The sequence below is a fragment of the Micromonospora sp. SCSIO 07396 genome (assembly GCF_053667945.1).
Genome location: NZ_CM132210.1, coordinates 5,790,470 through 5,810,433, shown reverse-complemented (window position 1 = coordinate 5,810,433; position 19,964 = coordinate 5,790,470). Strand labels below are relative to the sequence as shown.

The following is a 19,964-nucleotide window of genomic DNA, read 5'->3' as shown; positions in this document are numbered from 1 at the left end:
ATCCGGGCGGATCGCCGTACTGGCCCGTAATAGGGCTGTCATCAGCCGAACATGGCACGTTTACCCGATGTGCTAACCCGATGATGCTCGTCACAGTCAACCCGGGGTTCGGCCAAGCTGGGGGAGGAGACGGTGACCACCGTCGCGCTGAAGGACGTCACAAAGGTATTCCCGGACGGGACGATCGCCGTCGACAACGTCAGTCTCGACGTCGTCGACGGGGAGTTCATGGTGCTACTGGGCCCGTCCGGCTGCGGGAAGTCGACCGTGTTGCGGATGATCGCGGGCCTGGCCGAGCCGACCACCGGCGCGGTGATGCTCGACGGCGAGGTCGCCAACGACCTGCCGCCGCGTGACCGGAAGATCGCCATGGTCTTCCAGGACTTCGCGCTCTATCCGCACATGTCCGTCGGCGACAACATCGGCTTCCCGCTGAAGCTGTCCGGGGTCGAGCCGGTGCCCCGGGGCGAGCGGGTGCAGGACGTGGCGAGCGCGCTCGGCATCGGCGACGTGCTCGGCCGCAAACCGAGCCAGCTCTCCGGCGGCCAGCGGCAGCGGGTCGCGATGGGCCGGGCGATCGTCCGCCGGCCGGGGCTGTTCCTGATGGACGAGCCGCTGTCCAACCTGGACAGCGGCCTGCGGGCCGAGCTGCGCGCCGAGATCTCCGCGCTGACCCGCGAGCTGGGCGTCACCACCATCTACGTCACCCACGACCAGGCCGAGGCGCTGACCATGGCCGACCGGGTGGCCATCATGCGCAAGGGCGTGCTCCAGGACGTCGGCACCCCCACCCAGGTGTACGGCCGGCCGGCGACCCTCTACGTCGCGGCGTTCCTCGGCAGCCCCCGGATGAACCTGCTGGAGGCGTCGGTCTACGTCCACCTCGACCGGTACGTCACGCTCACCCTCGGCGACCAGGCGCTCTACCTGCCGTGGGACGACATCCGCAGCCGGGCGGTGGCGCACTACCACGGCGAACGGATCGTGGTCGGGATGCGGGCCGAGGCGCTCACCCCGGTCGCCCCGGACACCCCTGGCGACGTGCTCCAGGGCCGGGTGCGTTACCTGGAGCACCACGGGCACGAGTCGCTTGCCTTCCTCGACATCGGCGCCACCGCCATCATGGTCGACGAGATGAGCGCCCCCGCCGACGACGCCGCCCCCGGCCAGCGCGGGCTGCGCCGCTTCGGCCAGGTCATGTCCCGGCTCACCGGGCGGGCCACCGACCCGGAGGAGGTCGACCGGACGCCCGGCGGCAACCGCACCAGCGTGTTGAACGACCCCGGCCGCCACCACCGCCGCCCGGCCGAACTGGCGGTCCGGCTGGCCCCGTACCCGGCGATCGCGGCGGGACACCCGATGGCGGTCGCGGTCCGGATGGACGCCCTGCACTTCTTCGACGAGCGCGGCGACCGCATCGACGTCGGCTGGCGCTGACGGGCCGCCGCGGGCACGGTGTGGTCGCGCCATGCGCCGGGTCCGCTGGAACGGCGGTGTCCGCAGGTCCACCTGACGCAATGTCGGCGACAATCGCGCACGGTATTGGCGGGGTATTTACCCGCGGGTAACGTCAGGGTCATGACCGTTGACTCCCGCGAGGTGGCGGCCGGGGTGCTCCGGGCCGTCCCGTTCGCCCGCACGCTCGGCTTCGAGTTCGTCGAGGTCGCGCCCGAGGCCGAGGGTGGGGTCCGGGCCGTCGTCCGGCTGCCCGACTCGCCGGCCACCCACAACCACGTCGGCGGTCCGCACGCCGGCGCCCTGTTCACCCTCGGCGAGACCGCCTCCGGCGCGGTGGTGATGGCGGCGTTCGGGCAGATGCTCGACCGGGCCACGCCGCTGGCCGTACGGGCCGACATCGCGTACCGGCGGGTGGCGATGGGGGAGGTGCGGGCCACCGCGCGGCTCGGTCGTCCCCCGGCCGAGGTGCTCGCCGAACTGGACGCCGGGCAGCGCCCGGAGTTCCCGGTCGCGGTGGAGATCGGCACCCCCGACGGCACCGTCACCGCCACCATGACCGTCCAGTGGACGCTGCGCCCGAACCGCTGACCCGCGTGGCGGGGTTTGCCCGGTGGGGGTGCTGGATAGATTCGTAGCGTGCTGGGCCTACCTGCTCATGTGACCGCCTGCCTCTTCGACCTCGACGGCGTGCTGACGCCGACCGCCACGGTGCACAACGCCGCCTGGAAACAGACCTTCGACGAGCTGTTGCGCCGGCACGCCGAGGCCGACGGCGAACCGTTCCGGCCGTTCGACCCCGGCCCGGACTACCACCGTTACGTCGACGGGAGGCCGCGCGCCGACGGGGTGCGGTCCTTCCTCGCCTCCCGGGGCATCACCCTGCCCGAGGGCAGCCCCGACGACCCGCCCGACGCGGAGACCGTCAACGGGGTCGGCAACCGCAAGAACGTCGTCCTGCTGGACCGGATCCACCACGACGGCGTGCAGGCGTACCCCGGGTCGGTGGACTACCTGAAGGCGGCCGAACAGGCCGGGCTGCGCCGCGCGGTGGTCTCGGCCAGCGCCAACTGCCGCGACGTGGTCGCCGCCGCCGGCCTGGAACCGCTGCTGGAGGTGCGGGTCGACGGGCTGGTCGCCCGCGCCGAGGGGCTGCGCGGCAAACCGCACCCGGACACCTTCCTTGCCGCCGCCGAGCTGCTCGGGGTGGCCCCCGCCGAGGCCGCCGTGTTCGAGGACGCGCTGGCCGGGGTGGCCGCCGGCCGGGCCGGCGGCTTCGGCCACGTGATCGGCGTGGACCGGGTCGGCCAGGCCGACGAGCTGCGCGCCCACGGGGCCGACGTGGTGGTCACCGACCTCGCCGAGCTGCTGGGCGGGCCCACCGCATGATCCGGGAACGCGCCTACCCGGTCGAGCCGTGGCACATCCGGGAGACCCGCCTCGACATGGACGTGCTGGCCCAGTCCGAGTCGGTGTTCGCACTGTCCAACGGTCACATCGGGCTGCGCGGCAACCTCGACGAGGGCGAACCGCACGGCCTGCCCGGCACCTACCTCAACTCGTTCTACGAGCTGCGTCCGCTGCCGTACGCGGAGGCCGGGTTCGGCTTCCCCGAGTCGGGGCAGACCATCGTCAACGTCACCAACGGCAAGCTGATCCGGCTGCTCGTCGACGACGAACCGCTCGACCTGCGCTACGGCGAGCTGCTCAGCCACGAACGGGTCCTCGACCTGCGGGCCGGCACCCTGCAGCGGGAGATGCACTGGCGCTCACCCGCCGGCCGGGAGGTGAAGGTCCGCAGCACCCGGCTGGTCTCCTTCACCCAACGGTCGGTCGCCGCGATCCACTACGAGGTGGAGGCGGTCAGCGGCCCGCTGCGGCTGATCCTCCAGTCCGAGCTGGTCGCCAACGAGAACCTGCCGGCACAGAGCCGCGACCCCCGGGTCGCCGCCGTGCTGGAGTCGCCGTTGCAGGCCGAGGAGGAGCTGACCACGGGCGACGGCGGCCTGCTCATCCACCGCACCAAGGTCAGCGGGCTGCGGGTGGCCGCCGGGATGGGCCACGACGTGGAGGCCCCGGGCAAGACCACCCTGGAGTCCGAGGGGTACGAGGACTGGGTCCGGACCACCATCGGCTGCGTGCTCCAGCCCGGCGAGACGCTCCGCGTGGTCAAGTACCTGTCGTATGGCTGGTCCAGCCGGCGTTCCCTGCCGGCGCTGCGCGACCAGGTCGGCGCGGCGCTGGCCGCCGCCCGGCTGGCCGGCTGGGACGGGCTGCACCGGGAGCAGCGCAGCTACCTCGACGGATTCTGGGACGCCGCCGACGTCCGGGTCGAGGGCGACCCGGAGGTGCAGCAGGCCGTCAGGTTCGGACTGTTCCACGTGCTCCAGGCCGGGGCGCGGGCCGAACGGCGGCCGATCTCCGCCAAGGGACTGACCGGTCCCGGCTACGACGGACACGCGTTCTGGGACACCGAGATGTTCGTGCTGCCGGTGTTGACGTACACCCAGCCGGGCGCGGTCCGTGACGCCCTGTACTGGCGGCACGCCACCCTGGAGCAGGCCCGCGAACGGGCCCGGACGTTGAACCTGGCCGGCGCGGCTTTCCCGTGGCGCACCATCGAGGGGCCGGAGTCCTCGGCGTACTGGCCGGCCGGCACCGCCGCGTTCCACATCGCCGCCGACATCGCCGACGCGCTGCGCCGCTACGTCCTGGTCACCGGCGACGAGCAGCTGGAACGGGACATCGGCCTGGAACTGCTGGTGGAGACGGCCCGGCTGTGGCGTTCCCTGGGCCACCACGACCGGTACGGCCGGTTCCACCTCGACGGGGTGACCGGCCCCGACGAGTACACCGCCGTCAAGAACGACAACATCTACACCAACCTGATGGCGCAGCGGAACCTGCTCACCGCCGCCGACTGCGCGATGCGCCTGCGCGACGAGGCCCTCGACCTCGGGGTCTCCGAGGAGGAGGCGGCCGAGTGGCGCGACGCCGCCACCGCCATGCACATCCCGTACGACGAGGACCTCGACGTGCACGAGCAGGTGGAGGGGTTCACCCGGCTCCAGGAGTGGGACTTCGCGCACACCCCGCCCGAAAAATACCCGCTGCTGCTGCACTACCCGTACTTCGACCTGTACCGCAAGCAGGTGGTCAAGCAGGCCGACCTGGTGCTGGCCATGCACTGGCGGGGCGACGCGTTCACCGAGGCGCAGAAGCTGCGCAACTTCCTCTACTACGAGCGGCGTACCGTACGGGACTCGTCCCTGTCGGCGTGCACCCAGGCGGTGCTCGCCGCCGAGGTGGGCCACCCCGAGCTGGCGCACAGCTACCTGCGGGAAGCCGCGCTGATGGACCTGCACGACCTCAACGAGAACACCCGCGACGGCGTACACATGGCGTCGCTGGCGGGGGCCTGGATCGCGCTGGTGGCCGGGTTCGGCGGGCTGCGCGACCACGACGGCGAGCTGTCGTTCGCCCCCCGGCTGTCCAGCCGGTTGAGCCGGTTGGAGTTCTCGTTGCAGTGGCGGGGGATGCGGCTGCGGGTGGACGTCAGGCCGCACCAGACGACGTACTCGCTGCGCAACGGCGGCCCGGACACGGTGATGGAGCTGCGGCATCACGGTGAGACCGTCCGGGTGACCTCCGCCGCCCCGGTGACCGTGCCGGTGCCGCAGCGCCACGAGAGCGGCCCGGCGCCGGAGCAGCCGCCCGGCCGGGCCCCGCTGCTGCGCCTGCCCGAATCCCCCGGCTGAGGGGTCGCCGTCGCGGTCGCGACGGCGACCCTGCGCCCGTAGCTGACCGGCAGGGGTCAGAACTGGGGGCCGTCGGAGGGCCGGCCACCGGCGTCGCGCGGGGCCACCGCCCGCGGGTCCTCCGGGGTACGCGCCTGCGCCGCCTCGTCCGCCCAGTCGGGCTCGTGCCCGGCGTCCGGTTCGGGGCGGTCCTGTTCGATGGTCCGGGTCTGCTGACGTGCCTTCCGCTTGGCCATGGCGAACCTCGTGATCCGTGCGGGGCGCGGCTGCGCCGGTGTGCCGCGCGTCTTCCCGCCGGAAACCCCCGCAAACCGCCGCCGGGGGCGGGCCGGTCAGGTGTCGAGGTGGCGGGCGAAGGCGAGGCGCAGGTGGTTCTTGGGGCGGGCGCCGACGATCGAGCCGGCCACCTGCCCGCCGACGAGGACCAGCATGGTGGGCAGCGACATCACCCCGTACGCCCTGGTGGTTTCGGGGTTCGCGTCGGTGTCCAGGGTGACCACCCGCAGCCGGTCGCCGAACTCCTCGGCCAGCTCGGCGAGGTGCCGTGAGGTGCCCACGCAGGGCGGGCACCAGTCGGCCCAGAAGTCGACCACCACCGGCCGGTCGGCGGCCAGCACCGTGTCGGCGAAGGTGGCGTCGGTGACGGCGGTCAACCGGTGCGCTGCCGTGTCCTGAGGCATGTTTCCTCCCGTTGTGCAATGGCCTGGGTGAGCTGGTCGTGCAGCTGGCTGCGGACCGCGCCGAGCCGGTCGAGGTAGGCGTCCACCTCGGCCAGCTTGCGGCGCAGCACCGCCACCGAGTCGGGGCAGACGTCCCCGGAGGCGTGGCCGGCCCGCAGGCAGGCCACGAAGGGTCGGATGTCGTCGAGGCCGAAGCCGACCGCCAGCAGCGCCCGGATCTCGTGCACCACCCGCAGTTCGGCCTCGTCGTACACCCGGTAGCCGTTGGCCGAGCGGCGCGGCCGGACCAACCCGTGCGTCTCGTAGTACCGCAGCGTGCGGGTGCTCGTGCCGGCCCGTTGCGCCAGCTCGCCGATCAGCATCCCGACCTCCTCGCCGCAGTTCCCGGCGTCACGCTAGACCTTGCCGCCGGTGTCAAGGCAACGGGTGAGAGCGGCCCCCGGGCGGGTAACCGCCACCGGCCGGCGAGTGGGAAGGGGCAACCACCATGGGGGTACGTGCCGAGGCCACGGTGGCGCTGGGTGAGGTCAGGCTGCCGGCGGACGTCGACGGGCCGGACGACGCGACGGGGGTGGTGCTCTTCGCCCATGGCAGCGGCAGTTCCCGGCACAGCCCGCGCAACGTGGCGGTGGCCCGGGTGCTCCAGCGTCGCCGGCTGGTGACCGTGCTGGTGGACCTGCTCACCGCCGAGGAGGACGCGGTCGACGCCCGGACCGCGCAGTGGCGCTTCGACATCGACCTGCTGGCCGACCGGCTCACCGGCACCCTCGACTGGCTCGCCGCCGAACCCACGCTGGGCCGGCTGCCGGTCGGCCTGTTCGGGGCGAGCACCGGGGCCGCCGCCGCCCTGGTGGCCGCCGCGGCCCGCCCGCAGCGGGTCGCCGCCGTGGTGTCCCGGGGCGGCCGGCCGGATCTGGCCGGCCCCGCCCTGTCCGGGGTACGCGCGGCGACGCTGCTGCTGGTCGGTGGCCTCGACGATCAGGTGATCACGGTGAACGAGCAGGCCGCCGCGGTGCTCGCCGCCCCGCACGAGGTGCGTGTGGTGCCCGGTGCGGGTCACCTGTTCGAGGAGCCCGGCACGCTCGACCAGGTGGCCGACGCCGCCGCCGACTGGTTCACCCACCACCTCCCCGTCCCGGCCTGACCGGGTCGGCAGGGCGACGCGCAAGGGATGGGATGTTGCGGTATCCGAGCGCTCAGACACCGCAACATCGCCCCCCTTGCGACGGTCTCGGCGGACGGGCGGACGGGGCGGGGCGGGGCGGGCCTCAGGCTGGGGCGGCGGGGGGTTCGTCGCGGCGGTGGTGCGGGCGGTCGGCCGGCGGGGTCGGGGCGACCTGCTCCCGGTGCCGTTGGACGGTGTCGACCACCCGGTAGGCGACCGCCGCGATCGGCACCGAGACGAAGGCGCCGGCGATGCCGGCGATCAGCGTGCCCGCCGTGACCACCACCAGGATCACCGCCGGGTGCAACTGCACCTGCCGCTTCATGATCAACGGCTCCAGCAGGTTGCCCTCGACCTGCTGGACGGCGATCACCGCCGCCAGCACCAGCAGCGCCGTGGTCGGCCCGTTCGCGGCCAACGCCACCAGGACGGCGACCGCGCCGGCCACCGTCGCCCCGATGATCGGCACGAACCCGCCGAGGAAGGTGATCAGGGCCAGCGGCAGCGCCAACGGCACCCCGAGCAGCACCAGCGCCAGCCCGATCCCGATCGCGTCGATGGCTGCGATGATCATCGTGCCCCGGCTGTACGAGCCGAGGGTGCGCCAGCCGACCCGGCCCGCCTCGGCGGCCACCGTCCGGTTCGGCCCGGTCATCCGGCGCAGCACCCAGTGCCACATCGACCGGCCGTCCTTGAGCAGGAAGAACAGCAGCACCAGGGCGAGCAGGGCGGAGCCGAGCGCCTCGGCCGCCGTACGGGCCCCGCCGACCGGGTCGGGGGTGCTGCCGCCCAGCCCGTCGCGGACCTGCCCGATCAGCTTGTCGAGTTGGGCATCGCTGACCGGCAGCGTCTCGGTGACGAAGTCGCGGGAGCGTTGCAGGCCCTCGTCGAGCTGCTGGCTCAGCTCACCGAACTGGGCGGCCGTCAGGTTCCACACCAGCACCCCCACCCCGACCAGCACCCCGAGCAGCAGCAGGACGCTCAGCAACGCGGCGAGCGCGGCCGGCACCCGCAGCCGGCGCAGGATCAGCAGCACCGGGTCGAGCAGTGCGGTGAGGAAGAGGGTGACCGCCACCGCGATCGCCAGCGGCGCGAGCAGCACCGCCACCTGGCCCAGCAGATAGCAGCCGAACACCACGACCACCAGGCAGGCGCTCCACACCACAGCCGTGCGGACCAGCCAGGGCAACGCCCCCCAGGCCTGCCGCGGGCTGGGGCGGACGCCCGCAGCCGTCACCTCGGGCGTACGCCCGGCACCGTCCTCGGCCACGTCGGTTCCTCCTCGGTCTCGGCGGGGTCGATACCCGTCCGGGTCGACCGCGACACCCGGTGGCTCAACGCCGTCCCGGCCACCGGGTTCCGTTCAGGACGGTCGTTCCCGGACGGTGCCGCCGGCGGGACGACGCCCCGGCCCGCCCACTGCTGCCGTGCCGTGCGATGCCGCGGTGGTCCGGCAGTGTCATGTCAAAGGCCGATCACCTCTGGTAACCATCGAGGACTCTCGCTACTATCCGCATTCGGGGCATGACTCACCGTGGAGTCGTGTGGAGTGGGTCGGCGCGCGAGCCCGCGGGCCGTCGACGAGAGGGAGCATCCCCGGTGACCGAGACAACGCACGCCACGAAGGCCAGGTCGTATCCGTTCAGCGATCCGCACCGGCTCGACGTCGACCCCCGCTACGCCGAACTGCGCCGCGACGAACCGCTGATCCGGGTGCGACTCCCGTTCGGGGAACCGGCCTGGCTGGCCACCCGGCACGCGGACGTGCGGACCGTGCTGGGTGATCCCCGGTTCAGCCGGGCCGCCGCCGTCGGGCGCGACGAGCCCCGCAGCGTCCCCTACCAGCGGGAATCAGGCATCCTCGGGATGGACCCGCCCGAGCACAGCCGGCTGCGGCGGCTGGCGGCCAAGGCGTTCACCGCCCGGCGGGTCGAGGAACTGCGCCCGCGTACCCGGGAACTGACCGACGAACTCGTCGCCGGCATGACCGCCGCCGGCTCCCCGGCCGACCTGGTCGCCCACGTCGCCACCCCGCTGCCGATCCGGGTCATCTGCGACCTGCTCGGGGTGCCGGTCGCCGACCAGGACCGGTTCCACACCTGGTCCGAGGCGATCGTGTCGACCACCTCGCTGCGGCCGGAGGTGGCCGAGAGCTACCTCGACCAACTGCTGTCGTACATGGCGGGGCTGATCGCGAAGCGGCGGGTGACCCCCACCGACGACCTGATCGGGGCGATGGTCCGGGCCCGCGACGAGAACGCCGACCGGCTCACCGAGGACGAGATGGTGCGCCTGGCGGCGGGCCTGCTCGCCGCCGGCCACGAAACCACCGTGAACCAGATCCCCAACCTGGTCTACGTCCTGCTCACCGAGCCCGACGTCTGGCAGCGGCTGCTCGACGAGCCGTCCCTGGTGCCGTCCGCCGTGGAGGAACTGCTGCGGTTCATCCCGCTCGGCGCCACCTCCGCGTTCGCCAGGTACGCCCTGGAGGACGTCGAGCTCGGCGGGGTGCTGGTCCGCGCCGGTGAGCCGGTGCTGGTCTCCATCCCCTCGGCCAACCGGGACGAGACCGTCTTTCCCGACGCCGACCGGCTCGACCTCGACCGGGAGACGAACCCGCACCTCGCCTTCGGGCACGGTCCGCACCATTGCATCGGGGCCCAACTGGCCCGGATGGAACTCCAGGTGGTCCTGGAGACGCTGCTGACCCGTACCCCGGGCCTGCGGCTGGCGGTGCCCCCGGCGGCGCTGACCTGGAAGAGCGGCCTGCTGGTCCGGGGCCTGACGGCATTGCCCGTGAGCTGGTAAACGAAAGGAAGGGTGGGGCAGATGGGGGACAGCGGCTGGCGGGTGCACGTGGACCCGACCCGGTGCATCGGGGCGGGGATCTGCGCGAGCTACGCCCCGGCGCACTTCGTCCTGGTGGACGGGTTGTCCCGGCCGGTGGCCGAACGGATCGATCCGGCGGACGCGGTGCTGGACGCCGCTGAGTCCTGCCCGATGGAGGCGATCGTGGTGTCCGACGCGGCGGACGGCAGCCGGGTCGCCCCGGAGTCGTGACCGGACGCGGTGGTCACCTCCGGCGAGGTGACCACCGTCGACGGTCAGTCCTGCCCGTCGTGCAGCTCCGCCCGGGTGGTCGGCCGCCCGCTCAGCGTGTCCCTGATCCGGTCGACCAGCCCGGCACCGGGGTTGAGCAGCCGGTTCGCCGGTGGGTGGTCCGGTGTGCCGGGGTGCGGGCGGGTCGGCAGGTGCCCCTTCGCCGCCCGTACCCGGTCGGCCAGCTCCACCAGCTCCTCGTGGGCGACGGCCGCCCGCAGCCTGGGGAACAGCTCCGACTCCTCCTCCCGTACGTGCTGCCTGATGCTCTTTGCCAGGTGGCTGATCAACGGCTCGAAGCGGGCGTCGGACGGGTCCAGCGGCTCCAGTTCCTTCAACGTGCGCTCGGCGGCGGCGTGTTCGGCGATCTCGTGTTCGGCGAGCTGGTCACCGTCGGGCAGGGCCCGGCGGGCGGTCGGGTAGACGTACATCTCCTCGGCCACCGCGTGCCGGACCAGTTCGGCGATCAGCACGTCGGCCAGCCGGCGGCGGTGCCCGGCGGTGCCCTGCGGGTTCTCCAGCTCCACGAAGATCGCCTCGATCTCGTGATGGTCGGCGGTCAGGACGTCCACCACGTCCCGGCCCGTGGTGGCCTGTGGATCGCTCATCTCGGTGCCCCTTACCGGTTGCGGACGGATCGGCTCCTGGCGGGGCCTGTACCCACCGCCGGTCACCCGAACCCATCACCGTCGATGAGCCACCACCTGTCGACCCCGCCGGACGGCACGCCCGTCAGCGGGCGGCAGTCAGCGACCCGCCCCGCCGGCCGGTCCTGTCCTGTCGGCCGGTCCTGCCGCGTCGGCCTGGCCTACCGGCCCGTCCTGTGCGGACGCGAGCGGCGGGAGGGAGCCGAGCAGGCGGGTCACCCCGATCTCGATGACCACCCGTTCCGGGTTCGGGCGCGGCGGCCGGTAGCGCTCGGCGTACCGGCGCTCGGCATCGGCCACCGCGGCGGCGTCGGTCCGCAGCACCGCCCGGCCCTCGACGGTCAGCCACCAGCGGCCGTCGAGGTGGCACGCGGCCACCGGCACCCCCGCCGCACCGGCGGCGGCGACGTACCGGGCCTTCGCCGAACCGGCGGACGTGATCACCCGGGCCAGCCCGGCCGCCGGATCGTAGGTCAACCCGACCGGTACGACGTGCGGCGTGCCGTCGGGCCGCAGGGTGGTCAGCGTGGCCAGGTGCCGCTCGCGGCAGAACGTGAGGACCCGCTCGTCGTACGGGTCCAACCGATGCCTGCCGGCCATGTCCGTCCCCCGTCCCGGGGCCGGCGTGGCCCCGACCCGGCCCCGATCATGACACGATCTGGCGGGACTGGCCCGGGCCGGGCGGGACACCCGTCCGACCGGGTTGGCCGGGCAGGCTGCGACCGGCGGCCCGGCGGCGCTGGACCAGGCGGGTCAGGTAGATCAGCGCCCCGGCCAGCACGCCCATGTCGTCCAGGTAGATCGGGTCGGGCAGGAGGTCGACCGGGGAGATCGTGTAGATCAGCGCGCCGTAGAACGCCACCTTGCCGCTCACGCCGAGCGTGCCGAGCAGCCGGCGGGTGCGGACCACCCGCACCGCCAGCAGGACCGCGCCGACCAGCGTGGCCAGGGCCAGGATCGCACCGACGACGACGAGCGCCCACATCTGACGGGACATGCCCGCAACGCTAGTGCAGCGCAGCCCGTCGCGCCGCCGTCCGGGAGGCGCCGCGCCGCCGCCCGTCGCCGCGGCGGGAGGGTCAGTAGGCGGCGACGGCGGCCCGACCGCGCGCCACCACCGGGTTCTCCCGGGTGCTGTCCGCCGACGGGCGGGGGGCCTCCGGCATCGGCAGCACCGACTCGGCCCGCTCCGGGCGGCGCTCCCGCGCCGCGAACGCCTCGTCGCGCAGGCTGCGCGCCGCCGCCCCGGCCAGGTCGGCGGCCCGCCAGGCCGCCTGCTCCCGGGCCACCGCCGCCCGGTGCCGGGCCGCCAGGTGGTCCCGGATCGCGCGGCGCAGCACCAGTTCCTGCTCCACCGGGTGTCGGCGCGGGTCCCAGCCGGCCCGGTGGGCGAGGACGTCGGCGAGTTGTGCGTCCGACAGCTCCCCCCGCCGGTGGGCCTCGTCGGCGGCCCGGTGCAGCCAGCGTTCCCGGTCGGCGTACTCGGCGGGGGTCTGTCCGGTGTGCGGCAGGGGCATCGACGCGGCGGCGGCGAGCCGACGCAGGTGCGCCTCGGCCGCCTCCAGGGCCGTCCAGGCCGACTCGACCTCGTCCTGGACGGCGAGCCACTCGGCCCGCAGCCGGCTCGCCGTGGTGCCGGCCCGGTCGGCCGCCACGGCGACCTCCTCGGCGTACCGGGTGTGCTCCCGGTCCTGCTCGGCCCGGTCCGGGTCGTCGGGCAGGGCGGCGTCGCGGAACCGGCCGGCCACCGCCGGCCGGAGCCGGCCGGGCCGGACCACCAGGGCCGCGACGGCGACGGCGGCGAGGGCGAGCAGGATCAGCCAGATCGCGGCGGCGGCGGGGACATCGGGCAGGACGGCGGAGAAGACGGTCTGCATCACCAACACCTCACGGTGGACAACGATGTGGACGGACGGGGGCCCGGCAGTGGGCGGAAGCGGTGCGCGCGTCCCTGCGGCGGCCGGACCGGACCTACCTGGCCCAGTTCTGCCCGGATCGGGTCTGCCTGGACCGCTGTCGGACCGACAGTTGCCGGTCCGCGGTCGGCGGTGGCCCGGCCGTGGCGGTGGCCCGGTCGCGGCCGGACGGGCGCGCAGCTGCCGCGCGGCTCAGCTCCGGGGCGGGCCGCGCCGGCCGGTGGCGTCCCGGGCCGGGTCCGGCGTGGCCCCGGCGACCGGCGCGACGGGCCGGGTGGCGGCACCGTCGGCGGGCGTCGGCGGCTGGGGCGGCAGGGACCCGTCGGCGGGCCGCTCGTCGTCGGGCCGGGTGCCGGCCCGGTCGAGGGTCGGCCGGGCGTCGGCGGGCAGCGTCGCCACCCGCGAGGTCACCACGGACGGTCGGGCGGCAGCGGCGGCCGGGCCGCCGGTGACGGCGAGGAACCCGCCGAGGCCAGCCGCGAGCACCAGCGCGGTGACGGCCAGCCGGGTCAGATCGCGCAGCCTTGACACCCAGACGGGCGGGGCGGAAGCTACGCGGATCACCTGTCCAACCTATCCCCGATCGGCCGTCTGCGCAGGGTCGGTGGCCCGACCGGACGAGTGAGCCGGGCCACGGTGTGCCGTGTGGACGGACCGCTCCCACCAGGAATACGGCCACTGACCTGCGCCTGGATGCATCGACGGCGATGAGAATGCCGACAGTTTCCGGCCGGCGGGTCCGGGCAACTCTGCCGACGGCGCGACGCCCCGCCGCGCCGGACCGACAGACCGGAGGAGACACCATGGGAGTACGCCGTCAGGTCGTTGCGGCCGTCGCGGTCGCCACTGCGGCGGTGCTGGCCACCGCCGTACCCGCGCAGGCGGCGCCGACCGCCGTCGACACCGGACCGCTCACTCCGGTGGCCGACGTCGACGTCGAGCGCTACGTGGGCGACTGGTACCAGGTCGCCGCCATCCCGGCGATCTTCGAGATCCAGTGCTACAAGAACGTGACGGCGCGGTACGACGTCCAGCCCGACGGCACCATCGGGGTCCGCAACAGCTGCCGGACCATCGTGGGAACCACCAGCGCGGTCACCGGGCGGGCCCGCAGCGAGAACCCGCCGGCCGACTCGGCGTTGACCGTGTCCTTCCTCAAGCTCGGCGGTAAGTGGATCTACCTGGGTGGGCCGAACTACGTGGTGATCGGGCTCGACCCCGACTACCGCTGGGCGGTCGTCGGCGACCCGGACCGCAGCAGCGGTTTCGTCCTCTCCCGGGAGCCGGCGCTGACCGGGGCGCAGACGGCGGCGGCGAAGGCGGCGCTCACCGCCAACGGCTACGACCTGTGCGACTTCCGCACCACCCGGCAGGACGGTGGCGGCGGAGCCGGCAGCTTCTGCTGACCCTCCACCGTCGACGGCCCGTCCCCACCGGGGCGGGCCGTCGACGTGTGCCGGGCCGTCGCCCTCCGGGTCGGCGGCTCAGGACCCGGCGTCGGCCGGATCGGGGCTGAAGAGGGCGAGCAGGGCGCCGACCTGGCGGTCGGCCTCGGCGGGGTGCCGGAAGTGACCGCTCGGGTTGAGCGTGTACTCGTTGCGCCGGCCGACCCGGGTACGCCGCAGGTAGCCGCCGGCCTCCAGGTCGGCGACGATCGCCTGGGCGGCCCGTTCGGTCACCCCGACCTCGTCGGCGACGTCGCGGAGGCGGGCGGTGGGGTTACGGGCGATGGCGAGCAGCACATGACCATGGTTGGTGAGGAACGTCCAGTTCCGGGTGCTCCCGGTGCCGCCTGTCGCCATGCCGGTCATGGTATGGCCCGTACCTGGGAGACCCGTCGTCGGCCGCCCCGACGGTTGCCCCGCAGCGGCCGGTCGGCCCCCCCGGTGGGTCGCCCGTCGACCTCGGTGGGTGCCGGGTCCGACACGCCGTCGACACGGCTTCGACCGATGCCTGAAACGTGTATCACGAAATCTTGACGTACCTTTAGCTGCGTGTGACCGTGAGGACACGGCCGTCGTCGCCGCCGGCCGGCGTGACCAGGTGCGATTCCGGACCGAGGTGAGGCAATGGCCCCGATCACTCCGACCCAGGCGCTGGCCGAGTTGCAGGCCGGCAACAGGCGTTTCGTCGCCGGTGTGCCCCACCATCCCAACCAGGATGCCGGCCACCGCACCGCCGTCGCCGATGGCCAGCATCCCTTCGCGGTCATCGTCGGCTGCTCCGACTCCCGGCTCGCCGCCGAGATCATCTTCGACCGGGGTCTCGGTGACCTCTTCGTGGTCCGGACCGCCGGGCACACCGCCGGGCCCGAGGTGCTCGGCAGCGTCGAGTACGCGGTGACGGTGCTCGGCACCCCGCTGGTGGTGGTCCTCGGACACGACTCCTGTGGTGCCGTGCAGGCGGCCCGGGACGCGGCCCGGACCGGCACCCAGCCCCCGGGACACCTCTACTCGGTGGTCGCCGCCGTCGGGCCGAGCCTGCGTCGCGCGGCCCAGCAGGGGGTGCACGACATCGACGGGATCGTCGACATCCATATCGCGCAGACCGTCGAGGTGCTGCTCGGCAACTCCCCGGTGATCGCCGCCGAGGTGGCCGCCGGCCGGTGCGCGGTGGTCGGGATGTCCTACCGGCTCGCCGCCGGTGAGGTGCGCCAGGTGGCCCCCGAGCTGCCCGCGCCCGCCGCCGCGGTGCCGGCACCGGCCGTGCCGGCCGGTGCCGCGACGGCACCCGTCGCCTCCTGACCCGCACCGGTCACGATGAGGGCCGCCCGGCTAAGCCGGGCGGCCCTCATCGTGCGCCTCGATCAACTCATCGGGCCGGTGCTGCGGTGTCCGGAACGCCGGACACCGCAGCTTCGGCCCAGCTGCACCCGCTACAACAGCGACACGTGGACGTGGTCGGTGTGGTTGGACGGTCCCGAGTACGAACTCCAGCCGTTGGCCGGGAACCAGATCTGCCGGTTCCAGATCACGTAGTAGATGCCCAGCCGGTCCGAGTTGCGGATCAGGAACGCGGCGAGGTTGTTGCCGTACATCCGGGTGTCGTTGTTGTGCCACGGGCTGAACCCGCTCTTCTGCAACGACCAGTCGCACGCCTTGCCCTTGGGGTGCTCCCACGGCCCACCGGGGCGGTAGCAGCCGACGAACCGGTTGAATCCGGCCCGCTTGACCTCCTTGTACATGTGCAGCGTGCGCGGGGTGATGCACCCGGACGTGGTCGGGTCGTTCTCGCTGCACGACTCCCCGCGCCACTCGCCGTTGGCGGTCTGGCCGGGTGCGACGCGGGCCACCGGGGACGTCGCGTCGACCAGGCCGCCGGTGAAGCCCCGACCGCCGACCAGGGCCAGTGCCTTGTCGGCCTCGGTCTTCTTCTTGGCCATCAGGTTGGCCTGCTTCTGCTGCTCACGGACCTCGGCGTCGACGGCGAGCTTGGCCTGCTCGGCCCGGGTCTTGACCTTGTTGACCTCGGCCAGCTTGCCGGCGTTGACCATGTTCAGCTCGTCCAGGGCGGCGGCCCGCCGGACGAAGGCGTCCGGGGCGTCGCTCTCCAGCAGCGCGGCGACCGCGCCGACCCGACCCGTCCGGTACGACTGGGCGGCGATCTCGGTGACCTGCGGAGCCAACGCCGCCAGCTCCTGCTCCGCCTTCTCCACCTCGATGGCGTATTCGAGTTGGCGTTTCTTGGACTTCTCCAGTCGGGTCTTCGCCGCCGAGTACTCCCGGTTCGTCGCCTCGATGACGTCGGTGAGCAGCTTGGGCTCCTCGTCCTCCTCGTGCCCCGAGGGGGTGGGCGCGTTGGGTGCTGCCGCCGCGGGGGCGGCGGCCGGGCCGGCGACCAGCGCCAGAGCGGCGAGCACGGCCACCACCGGAGTCCACCAGTGGCGTAGGGGTGCCGTCACAGTTGTCCCTTCCGTCGACCGCCGACCGGGTTAGCTGACGGGTTCGGGACGGAAGTGGCCCCTACCGCTGGCGCGGATTCACCCCAGGTGCTCGGTTCCCCGGCTCGCCGTACGGCGATTGGGCGGTGGCACCGCTGGCTCCGGTGGGCGCCTTCGGCGGTGACCGGCAGCGAGGTTACCCGAGAGTCGTACCGGGGATCTACGCCCGCAACCCGACCAAATGAGTATTTTCCCGATAGCGAGTGGTAATCAGTGACGTGGCCGACAGCCGCGACCTCGCCTTCGGTCACGCAGCGCAGTGTCACCATGCGGTGTCCGTGCTCCTTTCCGGGTCCGGCCACCGTGCGGGGGCCGGGGTGGACGGTTCGCCGTGCCGGGGCGCGCTCAACGCCTCCCACGCCTCGGCACGGTCGGGGGCGGGACGTGGGGCGGGCGTCGGCCCGGCCGTACCGGCGTCGGCCGGCCCCCGTCCGGCGGTGACCACCAGCGCGGCCAACCCGGTGGTCAGCGGCACCGCCGCCACCAGGCCGAGGGTCGCCACCGCGCTGCGGACGATCTCCTGGGCCAGGAACTCGCTGGTGAGGATCTGGCTCACCGGGCGGCTGTCGGCGGTGAGCAGGAGCAGCAACGGCAGTGACGCACCCGCGTACGCCAGCACGATCGTGTTGACCGTGGACGCGATGTGCGCCCGGCCGACCCGGGCCGCCGCCCGGTAGAGCTGCAACCGGGACAGCCCCGGATTGGCGTGCGCCAGCTCGGTGACGGTGGCCGACTGGGTGACCGTGACGTCGTCCAGGACACCGAGCGACCCGATGATGATCCCGGCCAGCAGCAGGCCGTGCAGGTCGACGTCGCGTTGGTACATCGACAGCGTGGTGGCCTCCTCGCTGCCGTACCCGGTCAGGTGGGTGGCGGCGGCGGCCAGCGTGCCCAGGACGCCGGTCAGCACCAGACTGCCCAGCGTGCCCAGCACCGCCACCGAGGTCTGCGCGGTGATCCCGTGGGTCAGGTACAGCACCACGAACATGATCAACGCGGCGCCGGTGACCGCGATCGGCAGCGGCGCGCCCCCGGCGGAGATGCCCGGCACCACGAAGGTCAACAGGATGGCGAAGCTGGCCCCGAGCCCGGCCAGGGCGGCCAGCCCGCGCAGCCGGCCGAACGCCACGATCGCCGCCGCGAACAGGGCGACCAGCCAGAGCAGCGGCATGCCCCGCTGGTGCTCGGCGATGTGGTAGCTGCTCACCGACGGATCGGTGGGGTCGGCCAACGCGACGAGCACGACCTCGTCGCCGACGGCCACCGTCGGTGCCCCCGGCCCGGACGGGACGGGCGTCTCGACCTGCTCACCGCTGTCCGGCCCCTGCCCGACGGTGACGGTCACCGTCCCGCACGGCCCGTCGGCCACCCCCGACGGGCCGTCGGGCGTCTGCGGGGCGGGCGGGCACGGCTCGGTCACCACCCGGGTCACCGTGCCGTGGTAGCGGGGCACCTGCTCGCCCTGGTCGATCTTCGAGGTCTTCCCCGGCCAGAGCAGCAGCGTGGCGATCACCGTGACGACGATGAGTGGCACCACCGTCATGACGAGGATCCGTCGCACCCGGGGCGGGGTGGACGGAGCGGGGCGGGTGTGGTCGGCGCCCATGTCTGCGAGTTCTCCCAACGGTCCGGGACGGGATACGTGTCAGCCGACCTGCCGGTTCACCCACGGGCGGCGCGTCATCGTCGGACGATGGTAGCCAGCACCAGGTCGGGCCGCGCGGTTCACTGCTGGTGGCGGGCCCGCCACCGCTGCGCCGGGTACGCCTCGACGCCCGGTGACCCGTACCGGCCCGCCGGGCGACCGGGACGGCTAGCGTTGAGCCGTGCGGCGGGCGGGTACGGCGACGACGACCGGGCGGTGGCTGCGGCTGCTGCTGCTCGTCGGCACGCTGCTGGGGCTCTCCGCGATGCACACCCTCGGTCACGACGCACACCTGGCCGCCGCCGGTCATCCCGCCGACGGTCGTCCGGCCGGCCACGCCGCCTCGGCGGACCGGACCTCCGTCGGGCACGACACCCCGGCCGACCGCCCCCACCGGACGTCAGCCGCGCTGCCGGTGCTGGACCGGGGGGAGCCGACCGGTCCGGTGTCGGTACTGCGCAGATAGGACACCCGGCGCGGCTTTGCCGTGTCCACCGTCCGTCGCGTACGTGTCCGTCCACCGAAAGGTATGCCCGTGTCCACCCGTACCCTTGCCCGTCGCGTCGCCCTGGCCGGCGTCGCTCTCGCCGCCGCGTCCGCCCTGACCGCCTGCGGCGGCGGCCACTCCACCGCCGGCGGTCACGGCCGCCCGGCCGCCGGGGCCGGCCCTTCCTCGGCCGCCGCGGATCCGGCCGACGTGATGTTCGCCCAGATGATGATCCCGCACCACCAGCAGGCGGTACGCATGTCGGAGCTGGCCGGGAGCCGGGCCGCCGATCCGGAGGTCACCCGGCTGGCCGAACGGATCCGCGCCGCCCAGGCCCCGGAGATCGCCACCATGACCGGCTGGCTCGCCGCCTGGGGCCGGCCCGTCCCGTCCGACGGCCCGGCCGACGGCCATCTGCCAGGGATGGACCACGGGATGCCGGGGATGATGTCCGACGCCGACCTGGCCCGGCTGGAGGGGGCGACCGGTCGGGACTTCGACCGCCGGTTCCTCAGCATGATGATCGCCCACCACGAGGGGGCGATCACCATGGCCCGGCAGGAACTGGCGGACGGCCGGCACGCCGGGGCGCGGGCCATGGCGCAGCAGATCGTCACCACCCAGCAGGGCGAGATCGACACCATGCGGAAGATCCTCGCCCGGCTCTGACCGCCACCCGTGACGCGTCGCGGGGCCGGATCCCACCGGCCCCGCGACGTCGGTCTCCCGCCCGGTCCCGCCCGGCCGTTGCCCCGCCGGTCGCCGGACGGGTGGGTCGGGTCAGCCGCGTTTCATCAGGCGGCCGACGGCGGCCATCATCTCGGCGGCCATCTCGTCGGCGCGGCCCTCGGCGGCCCCCTCGTGCATGCAGTGCCGGGCGTGGCCGTCGAGCAGGCCGAGGGCGACCTTGTCCAGGGCGGCCTGCACGGCGGAGATCTGGGTGAGCACGTCGATGCAGTACCGGTCGTCGTCGACCATCTTCTCGATCCCCCGGACCTGCCCCTCCACCCGGCGCAGCCGCGCGAGCAGCTGGTCCTTGCTGGCGGTGTAACCCCGGACCGGGGTGCTCGGTGTGGTCATGGCGACCACGATAGCGTACCCCTGGGGGGTATGCTACGGTCGCGGGGTGACGTACCCCTGGGGGGTATGTTGGACGAGTGGAGGGGAGAGTC

General features: G+C 73.7%; 23 protein-coding genes, 1 pseudogene and 1 riboswitch. Of the genes and pseudogenes, 11 read left to right on the top strand and 13 right to left on the bottom strand.

All coding sequences use genetic code 11. The features are described from left to right. The first annotated feature begins 132 nt into the window (after nucleotides 1–132). From ACWCHM_RS25080 to ACWCHM_RS25065, 4 genes are all read left to right on the top strand, one after another. Nucleotides 133–1,437, top strand: coding sequence for an ABC transporter ATP-binding protein (locus tag ACWCHM_RS25080; protein WP_204958831.1), 1,305 nt, complete (start codon nucleotides 133–135; stop codon nucleotides 1,435–1,437). 141 nt (nucleotides 1,438–1,578) lie between these two features. Continuing rightward, entirely contained in the window at nucleotides 1,579–2,046 is a 468-nt protein-coding gene (locus ACWCHM_RS25075; RefSeq protein WP_204958832.1) for a DUF4442 domain-containing protein, read from the top strand. A gap of 48 nt (nucleotides 2,047–2,094) precedes the next feature. Further along, on the top strand, nucleotides 2,095–2,844 hold the full coding sequence (locus tag ACWCHM_RS25070) for a beta-phosphoglucomutase family hydrolase (RefSeq protein ID WP_454220089.1): 750 nt from the start codon (nucleotides 2,095–2,097) through the stop codon (nucleotides 2,842–2,844). Continuing rightward, on the top strand, nucleotides 2,841–5,213 hold the full coding sequence (locus ACWCHM_RS25065) for a glycoside hydrolase family 65 protein (RefSeq protein ID WP_204958834.1): 2,373 nt from the start codon (nucleotides 2,841–2,843) through the stop codon (nucleotides 5,211–5,213). The genes ACWCHM_RS25070 and ACWCHM_RS25065 overlap by 4 nt, the downstream gene beginning before the upstream one ends. 56 nt (nucleotides 5,214–5,269) lie before the next feature. Here the strand turns inward: ACWCHM_RS25065 and ACWCHM_RS25060 are convergent, their stop codons facing one another. The 3 genes from ACWCHM_RS25060 to ACWCHM_RS25050 form a co-directional block, all read right to left on the bottom strand. After that, the gene (locus ACWCHM_RS25060; RefSeq protein ID WP_204958835.1) at nucleotides 5,270–5,449 is read right to left on the bottom strand and encodes a hypothetical protein; all 180 of its coding nucleotides are present in this window, start codon (nucleotides 5,447–5,449) and stop codon (nucleotides 5,270–5,272) included. Nucleotides 5,450–5,545: 96 nt separating this feature from the next. Then, complete coding sequence (locus ACWCHM_RS25055; protein ID WP_281900958.1) at nucleotides 5,546–5,893, bottom strand: thioredoxin family protein; 348 nt, start codon at nucleotides 5,891–5,893, stop codon at nucleotides 5,546–5,548. Then, on the bottom strand, nucleotides 5,863–6,255 hold the full coding sequence (locus tag ACWCHM_RS25050) for a MerR family transcriptional regulator (RefSeq protein WP_204958836.1): 393 nt from the start codon (nucleotides 6,253–6,255) through the stop codon (nucleotides 5,863–5,865). The genes ACWCHM_RS25055 and ACWCHM_RS25050 overlap by 31 nt, the downstream gene beginning before the upstream one ends. A gap of 125 nt (nucleotides 6,256–6,380) precedes the next feature. Between ACWCHM_RS25050 and ACWCHM_RS25045 the strand changes: the two genes are divergently transcribed. Then, a complete protein-coding gene (locus ACWCHM_RS25045) occupies nucleotides 6,381–7,037 on the top strand; it encodes a dienelactone hydrolase family protein (protein ID WP_454220088.1) in 657 nt (218 codons plus the stop codon). A 124-nt stretch (nucleotides 7,038–7,161) separates the two neighbouring features. Here ACWCHM_RS25045 and ACWCHM_RS25040 read toward each other — a convergent pair whose 3' ends face one another. After that, on the bottom strand, nucleotides 7,162–8,328 hold the full coding sequence (locus ACWCHM_RS25040) for an AI-2E family transporter (RefSeq protein ID WP_454220087.1): 1,167 nt from the start codon (nucleotides 8,326–8,328) through the stop codon (nucleotides 7,162–7,164). Between the two features lie 329 nt (nucleotides 8,329–8,657). On the opposite strand from ACWCHM_RS25040, the gene ACWCHM_RS25035 reads away from it, so the two are divergent. Next, complete coding sequence (locus ACWCHM_RS25035; protein ID WP_454220086.1) at nucleotides 8,658–9,866, top strand: cytochrome P450; 1,209 nt, start codon at nucleotides 8,658–8,660, stop codon at nucleotides 9,864–9,866. A 21-nt stretch (nucleotides 9,867–9,887) separates the two neighbouring features. Beyond that, entirely contained in the window at nucleotides 9,888–10,118 is a 231-nt protein-coding gene (locus ACWCHM_RS25030) for a ferredoxin (protein ID WP_204958839.1), read from the top strand. A gap of 44 nt (nucleotides 10,119–10,162) precedes the next feature. On the opposite strand, the gene ACWCHM_RS25025 is transcribed toward ACWCHM_RS25030, so the two are convergent. The 5 genes and pseudogenes from ACWCHM_RS25025 to ACWCHM_RS25005 all read right to left on the bottom strand — a co-directional run bounded on the left by ACWCHM_RS25025 (nucleotide 10,163) and on the right by ACWCHM_RS25005 (nucleotide 13,284). After that, nucleotides 10,163–10,765 (bottom strand): hemerythrin domain-containing protein, encoded by a 603-nt coding sequence (locus ACWCHM_RS25025; RefSeq protein WP_454220084.1) that lies wholly within the window; start codon nucleotides 10,763–10,765, stop codon nucleotides 10,163–10,165. A gap of 231 nt (nucleotides 10,766–10,996) precedes the next feature. After that, nucleotides 10,997–11,404, bottom strand: a pseudogene (locus ACWCHM_RS25020) (TIGR03618 family F420-dependent PPOX class oxidoreductase); the annotation flags it as partial. A 46-nt stretch (nucleotides 11,405–11,450) separates the two neighbouring features. After that, nucleotides 11,451–11,801 (bottom strand): YkvA family protein, encoded by a 351-nt coding sequence (locus ACWCHM_RS25015; RefSeq protein WP_204958842.1) that lies wholly within the window; start codon nucleotides 11,799–11,801, stop codon nucleotides 11,451–11,453. 82 nt (nucleotides 11,802–11,883) lie between these two features. Further along, a complete protein-coding gene (locus ACWCHM_RS25010; protein WP_454220083.1) occupies nucleotides 11,884–12,681 on the bottom strand; it encodes a hypothetical protein in 798 nt (265 codons plus the stop codon). A gap of 231 nt (nucleotides 12,682–12,912) precedes the next feature. Next, entirely contained in the window at nucleotides 12,913–13,284 is a 372-nt protein-coding gene (locus ACWCHM_RS25005; protein ID WP_454220081.1) for a hypothetical protein, read from the bottom strand. 239 nt (nucleotides 13,285–13,523) lie between these two features. Between ACWCHM_RS25005 and ACWCHM_RS25000 the strand changes: the two genes are divergently transcribed. Further along, the gene (locus ACWCHM_RS25000; protein WP_204958845.1) at nucleotides 13,524–14,126 is read left to right on the top strand and encodes a lipocalin family protein; all 603 of its coding nucleotides are present in this window, start codon (nucleotides 13,524–13,526) and stop codon (nucleotides 14,124–14,126) included. Nucleotides 14,127–14,204: 78 nt separating this feature from the next. On the opposite strand, the gene ACWCHM_RS24995 is transcribed toward ACWCHM_RS25000, so the two are convergent. Then, nucleotides 14,205–14,531 (bottom strand): helix-turn-helix transcriptional regulator, encoded by a 327-nt coding sequence (locus tag ACWCHM_RS24995; RefSeq protein WP_372444599.1) that lies wholly within the window; start codon nucleotides 14,529–14,531, stop codon nucleotides 14,205–14,207. 258 nt (nucleotides 14,532–14,789) lie between these two features. Here ACWCHM_RS24995 and ACWCHM_RS24990 point away from each other — a divergent pair, with 258 nt between their 5' ends. Beyond that, on the top strand, nucleotides 14,790–15,464 hold the full coding sequence (locus ACWCHM_RS24990; protein WP_204958846.1) for a carbonic anhydrase: 675 nt from the start codon (nucleotides 14,790–14,792) through the stop codon (nucleotides 15,462–15,464). Between the two features lie 131 nt (nucleotides 15,465–15,595). Here the strand turns inward: ACWCHM_RS24990 and ACWCHM_RS24985 are convergent, their stop codons facing one another. After that, on the bottom strand, nucleotides 15,596–16,621 hold the full coding sequence (locus ACWCHM_RS24985) for a coiled-coil domain-containing protein (RefSeq protein WP_204958847.1): 1,026 nt from the start codon (nucleotides 16,619–16,621) through the stop codon (nucleotides 15,596–15,598). Between the two features lie 3 nt (nucleotides 16,622–16,624). Continuing rightward, a riboswitch (cyclic di-AMP (ydaO/yuaA leader) is annotated at nucleotides 16,625–16,756 on the bottom strand. 166 nt (nucleotides 16,757–16,922) lie between these two features. Then, entirely contained in the window at nucleotides 16,923–18,266 is a 1,344-nt protein-coding gene (locus ACWCHM_RS24980; RefSeq protein WP_454220080.1) for a YibE/F family protein, read from the bottom strand. Nucleotides 18,267–18,486: 220 nt separating this feature from the next. Between ACWCHM_RS24980 and ACWCHM_RS24975 the strand changes: the two genes are divergently transcribed. Together ACWCHM_RS24975 and ACWCHM_RS24970 are read left to right on the top strand one after the other, a co-directional pair. After that, nucleotides 18,487–18,771: a hypothetical protein gene (locus tag ACWCHM_RS24975; protein ID WP_454220079.1), complete on the top strand. Its 285-nt coding sequence runs from the start codon at nucleotides 18,487–18,489 to the stop codon at nucleotides 18,769–18,771. Between the two features lie 69 nt (nucleotides 18,772–18,840). After that, nucleotides 18,841–19,461 carry a DUF305 domain-containing protein gene (locus ACWCHM_RS24970; RefSeq protein WP_454220077.1) on the top strand — a complete coding sequence of 207 codons (621 nt, stop codon included), beginning with the start codon at nucleotides 18,841–18,843 and terminating at the stop codon, nucleotides 19,459–19,461. Nucleotides 19,462–19,572: 111 nt separating this feature from the next. On the opposite strand, the gene ACWCHM_RS24965 is transcribed toward ACWCHM_RS24970, so the two are convergent. Then, complete coding sequence (locus ACWCHM_RS24965) at nucleotides 19,573–19,872, bottom strand: metal-sensitive transcriptional regulator (RefSeq protein WP_091244878.1); 300 nt, start codon at nucleotides 19,870–19,872, stop codon at nucleotides 19,573–19,575. Nucleotides 19,873–19,964: the final 92 nt, after the last annotated feature.